Annotated in this window: 5 protein-coding genes; 4 read left to right on the top strand and 1 reads right to left on the bottom strand. The window is 56.4% G+C overall.

Annotation, left to right across the window (positions count from 1 at the left end; all coding sequences use genetic code 11):
• Positions 1–408: cob(I)yrinic acid a,c-diamide adenosyltransferase (locus tag H6F43_RS02670; RefSeq protein WP_190340457.1), on the top strand; the 408-nt coding region annotated here is incomplete at its 5' end.
• A gap of 42 nt (positions 409–450) precedes the next feature.
• On the opposite strand, the gene H6F43_RS02665 is transcribed toward H6F43_RS02670, so the two are convergent.
• Positions 451–2,262 carry an aspartate kinase gene (locus tag H6F43_RS02665; protein WP_190340456.1) on the bottom strand — a complete coding sequence of 604 codons (1,812 nt, stop codon included), beginning with the start codon at positions 2,260–2,262 and terminating at the stop codon, positions 451–453.
• A 299-nt stretch (positions 2,263–2,561) separates the two neighbouring features.
• Between H6F43_RS02665 and H6F43_RS02660 the strand changes: the two genes are divergently transcribed.
• The 3 genes from H6F43_RS02660 to H6F43_RS02650 all read left to right on the top strand — a co-directional run.
• On the top strand, positions 2,562–4,928 hold the full coding sequence (locus tag H6F43_RS02660) for a hypothetical protein (RefSeq protein ID WP_190340455.1): 2,367 nt from the start codon (positions 2,562–2,564) through the stop codon (positions 4,926–4,928).
• An 87-nt stretch (positions 4,929–5,015) separates the two neighbouring features.
• Complete coding sequence (gene nadA / locus H6F43_RS02655) at positions 5,016–5,978, top strand: quinolinate synthase NadA (RefSeq protein WP_190340458.1); 963 nt, start codon at positions 5,016–5,018, stop codon at positions 5,976–5,978.
• Positions 5,979–6,077: 99 nt separating this feature from the next.
• Positions 6,078–7,525: cache domain-containing protein (locus tag H6F43_RS02650; protein WP_190340454.1), on the top strand; the 1,448-nt coding region annotated here is incomplete at its 3' end.

Genomic DNA, 7,525 nt, shown 5'->3' with positions numbered 1-7,525 from the left:
GCCGAAAAAGCTGCCTTTAGCCCGTGGAGCGTTGGGACAGCAGACCAGCCGCCGCAGTTAGAGTTCCACGCACTCGGCGAGGGCTTTACCTGGGAAACGCAGGACCGCGATCGTGACGTCGAAAAAGCCCAAGAAGCCTGGAACACAGCGCTGTCGTTTATCCGCAACTCCGAATTTCGTCTGGTACTGCTGGATGAGGTCAATATTGCGCTGAAGCTGGGCTACTTGAGTGTGGAGCAGGTGCTTGCAGGACTGGAAGAGAAGCCCGACGATTCCCATGTAATTTTGACCGGACGAGGCGCACCGCAGGCGTTAGTCGATCGAGCGGATCTCGTAACCGAAATGACGCTCGTGAAGCACCCGTTTCGGGAGCAAGGCATTAAGGCGCAGCCGGGAATTGAGTTTTAGAGCGGTTCAGACCGCTAGCTCAGCGCCAAACGACCAACTTAACTACGCGGGTACCTGAATTTTTTGGCTGCCCGATAGCCCAAACGCGGCATGGATCACCTGCAACGCTTGCACACCCTGATCCTTTGTTACCACGCAGCTAACCTTAATCTCCGATGTCGCGATCATCTGGATATTGATCTGGTGATTTGCCAAGGCGTCAAACATACGGGCAGCAACGCCCGGTTGATCGACCATGCCCGCGCCCACGATGCTGACCTTGGCAATGTCTCGATCGACCACAATTTCGCCACAGCCCAACTCCGGAGCCGCCTGCTCTAAGGCGCGCTTCGCCGCCTCTGCATCCAGTTGCGCAACCGTGAACGCGATGTCCCGTGTTGCAATGCCTTCTACCACCCGACAGCGCTGCGACTGAATAATCATGTCTACGCTGATGTTCTGGTCTGCCAGCAGTTGAAACAGGGTCGCCGCCATCCCAGGACGATCGGGCACATGGCGAATGGCGAGGCGGGCTTGATTGAGGTCAAGGGCAACCCCGCGAACAAGAGGCGGAGTAGGGGAGTGGGAGGGGGCAGGCGTGGGAAGTGACGAGTGGGTGACGTCAAACGTCTGGCAAAGCGCGGCGATCGCGCGATCGCAGTCGGTGGCGGCAATCACGCAGCTAACTTTGACTTCAGAGGTGGAAATCATCCGAATGTTGATGCCAGCGGCAGCGAGGGTGGAAAACATCTGCGCGGCAACTCCCGGACGCCCGATCATTCCGGCTCCGGCGATCGCCACCTTTGCTACCTGCTGCTCGACCAACACATCTGGCGCATCCAGGCTAGGGTCCGTGTGGTAACCTAGCGCGGGAAGAATGGCGCTGGAAACGGCTTCGGCACGGTTGAGCGAGAGCTTGGTAACGGTAAAGGCAATATCGTTGGTGTTGCCTTCGTGGATGGATTGAATGATTAAGTCCACATTCAAGCTCTGTGTCGCAATTTCTCCAAATAAACGGGCAGCAACACCGGGACGATCGGGCACCCGCAGCAGGGACACTTTCGCCTGATCGGTGTCAAACTCGACACCATCGACCGGACGAGCCAGCTCCAGTCCTTCCAACGATCGCGACACGGGCGACGGAGAGAGGACCCACGTGCCCGGCTCATCGGTCCAGCTAGAGCGCACCACGAGCGGAACGCCAAAATTGCGAGCAATCTCGACCGCGCGGGGATGCAGCACCTTTGCGCCCAAACTGGCAAGCTCTAGCATCTCGTCGCAGGTGATTTCTGGCATCAGTTGGGCGTCAGGAACTAGGCGGGGATCAGTGGTAAGGATGCCGGGAACATCGGTGTAGATTTCGCAGAAATTCGCCCGTAAAGCTGCCGCGATCGCCACCGCTGAGGTGTCCGATCCACCGCGACCCAGGGTGGTAATTTCCAAATCCTCCGTGACGCTAATGCCTTGGAATCCCGCGACAACCACGACCTTGCCTTCGCTCAAATGGCGCTCTAGTCGATCGGTTTCAATCCGTAGAATGCGAGCGCGGGTGTGTTCGGCTTCAGTGACGATGCCCACTTGCGCGCCTGTGAGGGAAATCGCAGGCTGTCCCACGGCTTGTAGTGCCATGCTGAGCAAGGCGATCGACACTTGCTCTCCAGTGGACAGCAGCATGTCCATTTCGCGACGGCTGGGATTGGCGGAAATGTCGCTTGCCAGTTTGACCAATCCGTCGGTGGTTTTGCCCATCGCTGAAACCACTACGACCACCGAATTTCCGGCTTTAACCGTGCTTAACACCCGTTGGGCAACTGCCTGGATGCGATCGACCGACCCAACCGACGTGCCACCGTATTTCTGGACAATCAGCGCCATAGCTGTACTTCGCTCAGACTGTAAGGGACTTGAAGCTACCCGTATTCCAGGGTAGCGGATGCAGCCGCGGTTACAGCGTCTTTCTTGACGATTGGGTTGATCGCAGGTTCGGTCGTTTGTCTGCGATCGCGAGGCGACACCGCGAATTACAGCTGCTAGTGAAACAGAATGTAAAAAAACCAGACGTCTGCTCAATAGTCCGGTACAATCTGGTGCTCTAGGCGGACTTTTCTTCTGTTAGACGCTAGATTTAGCGCCTTTGGTCGGTGGAGTGGGCAAAACGTTTGGAGAGGAGCGACATGAAGCACTGGGAATTTCTACTGCAAAAAAAGGGCGATCGCTCCTGGCTACCCCTAGAATCCTCCGACGTGGAGATTCTGGAAGGCGAGTACCGGATTGTGGCGCGCTCTAGCCAAGTCAGCGCGGAAGTGGACGTTTGGATTAGCCATCTGGCGATCGACGCGGACCCTCCGAAGCGTCGCACTCAGAAGCGCTCTAGCTGCACCAACTCTAATGGCTTGATGGTCGTGATTCCCTTCACGCGCTTAGAAGCAGGCATTTGGGAGTTGCAGTGCTCCTCGATCGATCCAATGTCAGATCTACTGGGCAGTGCGTGGCGGCACTCGCTCCAGCTTTACGTGCAGCCCTGCGAGTCCGAAGTAGACGATTGGGAACCGGACTGGTCCCCCGTGGTCGAGCCAGTCTACGAGCCTGAATCGCCAACTCCACTGGCTGCAAGCAGTGATCCCGTAGCCAGTGTAGCCCCGATCGAGGCGACTCCAGTTTTAACAGCGCCCCTTGCGGAAACACCGGAGCCAGAAGCACCGGAGCCAGAACTTGAGGAAGCACCAGAGCCAGAACCGGAGCCAGTGCTAGACCCGTCGATCGCGCAATTGATTCAGCTAACCGAGGAGTTATCCGATCAGCTAGTGGATGATTTGTTTCGCGAGCTTGACCAAGTCACGGATCAAGTCACCGATTTAGGCTCTGACGCGTCGATCGACGTTCCTCCCACATCGGTCGCACTGGTACCCACGGCGTTTGCCATCCAGCTAGAGCGAGAGGCACTCATGGCGCGCGCGGGGCAAGACCTGATTCTGGCAGGGCAGATTACTGCCGAAACCGGATCGCCGCATCTCCAGCAGCTTGTGATTCACTATCCCTCTTCAGAGACGAGCCAGGATGCAGCATCCGACCCGTGGGACGGCAGTGAATCGGCGATCGATCTCAGCAGTGCCGTTCCCCAGGAAGTGCAGCTCTGCCTGCGCGATCCGCAGAGCCTGCGAATTTTAGTTAGCGATTGCCAACCATTGCCCGATCAGCCGTTCCCAGTGTCGTTCTGCTTCCGTTTCAGGCTGCCCGACGCGCTAACGACGCGCCTCGTGCTGGGTGAACTCCTGCTGTGCGGCACGGTTCAGCCCGAAACGTCGATCGTGCTGGCAATGCAGCCGTTTTCGGTTACGGTGAACCCAGCGGAACTGGTCGAGGAATTGACCAAACTGAACGAGGTGCTGGAGGAACCCGCTACTCCGATCGATCTATCATTCGCGCTGGCGGCGCGGGCAGAGGAGGCAAAGCCGTCTCTGGAACTGTCGTTTCTCCAACCTGCTGCTGTGGCTGTCGAACCCGCAAGTCGCTTGTCTCTGGCGGGTCAGCCGTTGCCGCCTCAGCTCTATCGCCCTGATCCTGACCATGTGCGCGCTAAGCCGATCGATTTGCCGACGTTTGCTGCTATGACGCCTCAGGTTCCAGCGACTCCGCCAGTCGAAGAAGCAGAGCTGCCGGAGGACGCGCCGATCGAGAACACAGAGTCCCCTGCTGTGGATGAAGAGCAGGTAGATAAGGAGCAGATAATCGATGAGGATCGCGACGAGAACGTGGAGCTTGTTCAAACGCTAGACGAGTCGGACACTGCAACCCTAGACGCTGTAACCCTAGACGCTATAGACGAGTCGGCTTCTGGTGCTCCACCCGAATTAGAAGATGAGCCATTAGAAGATGAGCCATTAAAAGACACAGCAGCATCGGTACAGCAAGCGTTTCGCGCCCTTAATCTCCAGGAGCGATTTCTGTCTCGCCTCAGCTCCCTTGCAGCAGATGCCAATCTTTCAGCAGCAAGAGTCGCTGAGCCAGCGGAGGAAGTGACGGCGATCGTGCCTCTGAGTACGGACTCAGAACACCTAGCGCACGAAATCGTAGTGGATGATGAGCCGCTCGTGCCGCAAACTCGCCGCCGCAGACCTCAATCCAATCGTGTAGAGCCCACTTCAGTCAATCCGCTGGTGCTACCCGATGATCAACCCGTGCCCACGCCAGATTTGCATGTCACAACCGGAGAACTGATTGCAGGCAAGACGGTAAATATCCGCGTCCGGTTGCCAAACGTGCTGCCTCGCATCTACGTTAAGCTGTGGGTCACCGATCGCCAAACCCGATCACTCCTGGATGGTCCGCGCTGGCTCGTCGATTTTCTGCCCAACGGACACGACGAACTCGAAGCGCTTACCCAGCTAACCGTGCCCTTTGGCAGCTTAGAAATTGGGGTCGAGGCGATCGCGATCGAGATGCACACGCAGCGAGAAAGCCGCAAAGTAGCCGTCGATCGCGCCGTTGTTCCACCCGATTTGCCCGCACAGCCCCTAGAAATCTTCGATCTGCGGTACTGATTTTGGTACAGAGCAATACAAGGTTTTTACTAGTTTTGGTGAGATAAACTATAATTGCAGGAACTGACCTCTAAAAAAACGTCTCCTGTGTTCACCACTACGCTTTCATCGCCTCGCGCGACACGCCCGATCGACCTGTTTGCTGCGATCGCCGACCTCAAGCGCGAACTCAATGCTGTGATTCTGGCACACTACTACCAAGATCCAGATATTCAGGACATTGCGGACTATCTCGGTGATTCCTTAGGGCTTTCGCAGCAGGCAGCTAAGACGCAAGCGGATGTCATCGTCTTTGCAGGCGTCCATTTCATGGCGGAAACCGCCAAAATTCTCAATCCCAACAAGCAGGTGCTGCTGCCGGATCTCGCTGCAGGTTGCTCACTCGCAGATAGCTGCCCACCCAACGAGTTTGCAGCGTTCAAGGCAGCGCATCCCGATCATTTGGTAATTTCTTACATTAATTGCACTGCAGACATCAAGGCGATGAGTGACATCCTCTGCACCAGCGCCAACGCTGTCCAGATTGTGCAGCAGGTGCCTCTCGATCGACCAATCATCTTTGCACCCGATCGCAACCTGGGTCAGTACGTGATGGACAAGACTGGACGAGACATGGTGCTGTGGCAGGGAAGCTGCATGGTGCATGAAACCTTCTCCGAGAAAAAAATGGTGCAGCTACAGATCCAGCATCCCGATGCCGAGACGATCGCCCATCCCGAATGCGAGCCTGCGGTGCTGCGTCATGCCAGCTACATTGGCTCTACTACGGCGCTGCTTAAGTACGTTCAACAGAGTTCCAGTCAAGCCTTTATCGTGGCGACGGAACCTGGGATTATTCACCAGATGGAGAAAGCCGCCCCGCACAAGCGGTTTATTCCCGCTCCACCCATGAATCAGTGCGCCTGCAACGAGTGTCCCCATATGCGGCTGAACACACTAGAAAAACTCTACGACTGCATGAAGCACCGGACTCCAGAGATTACGCTACCTAAAACAACGCAGGTCGCTGCTCTCAAGCCGCTTCAGCGTATGTTGGAGATGAGCCGCTGATTATCTGCTGGAGGTGGGCACGGAAGCATCGATCGCTGGGCACACTAGCGCAGTGTTCAGCCGAAGCGTCCTACCAGTCCATTTCAGGGGCGATCGTCCATGTCAACTCGACTGTCCAACCGTTTTGGTACACTGCCCCTGCGCCTGGTACTGGTGGTTCCGTTTGTGCTGCAAACGTCGCTTCTCGTTGGGTTACTGGGCTGGCTGTCTTTCTACACCAGTAAGCAAGCGGTTACAGAAATAACCAGCCAAATTCGAGACAATACAACCACCCACATCGAACAGAATCTGCGTCAGTACCTTCAGGTGCCTCATCAAGTGATTCAAAACAATGCGATTGCTTTTGAGCAGGGGCAGTGGAATCTGCGGGACTTGCCACGCCTAGAGCGGTACTTCCAGCAGCAGATAAAAATTTACGGCGGCATTACCTTTACCGGGCTAGCGCTGGAAACCCGAGAGAATATTGGCGCGGAGCGATCGGAGCAGGGACCACTGTCCCTTTATGCCGCAGGTGCGGCTACTAATCACGAACTGCGCCTCTATGCCACCCAGCGTACGGGCGGTCACGGACGCCTGATCAAGCGGGTCAAAAACTTCGATCCGCGCGCTCGCCCGTGGTATCGAGCGGCTGTTCGCGCCGATCGTCCGGTTTGGAGCCCGATCTACTTACACGTCGCGAGAGCCAACGCCTACATTGCTGCCTCGCTGCCCATTCGCGGTCGCGATGGCAAACTTAAGGGCGTGGTTGTCAGCAGCCTCAATCTTTCGCAGATTGGCAAATTTCTGCAAAATCTGCGGATTGGTAAAACTGGACAGAGCTTTATTATCGAGCGCTCTGGGCTAATGGTGGCAACCTCAACCGGAGAAGCGCCCTTCCAGAAACCTAATCGTCAGGGAGCGTTTCGGATTCGGGCGATCAACAGCCAAAACCTGGTGACGCGAGCAACGGCTCGCTATTTAGCCGATCGCTACGGCAAGTACCTCCCCATCGTGCCAGAGACCTTAGAGTTGACGATCGCGGGCAACCGCCATCTCGTTCAGATTCAGCCATTAAAAGACAGAAAAGGCTTAGATTGGCTGATTGTGGTGGTGGTGCCGGAAGCGGATTTCACAGAGCAGATTACAGCCAACACTCGCACCGCTGTTGTGTTGTGTCTGGTGGCTGTGATTTTGGCGATCGGGGTGAGTGGATGGACCAGCCGCCGGATCGCAACGCCGATTTGGCAGCTAGCCGACGCCAGCCAGCGAATTGCTCGCGATACCCTGAGTCAGCCAGTTAAGGCAAACGGGATTCAGGAACTCGGAGTTTTGGCGCAGTCGTTTAACCAGATGAGCCAAGAGATTCAGCAATCGCGCCACAAGCTAGAGGAGCATTCGCGATCGCTCGAATACACCGTCAAAGCCCGTACCCGAGAGCTTCAGCGAGAAATCCATGAACGTCTGGTAGTCGAGGACGCCCTCCGCGCCGCTAATCAAGAGCTTCAGCGGTTAGCCTATATGGACGGGCTGACCCAGGTTGCCAATCGTCGCTACTTTGACGAACGCCT

This window comes from Leptolyngbya sp. FACHB-36 (assembly GCF_014695955.1).
Classification (GTDB): domain Bacteria; phylum Cyanobacteriota; class Cyanobacteriia; order Leptolyngbyales; family Leptolyngbyaceae; genus FACHB-36.
Note: the sequence above shows the minus strand (reverse complement) of the source record. Positions and strands in the feature narration are given on the sequence as shown.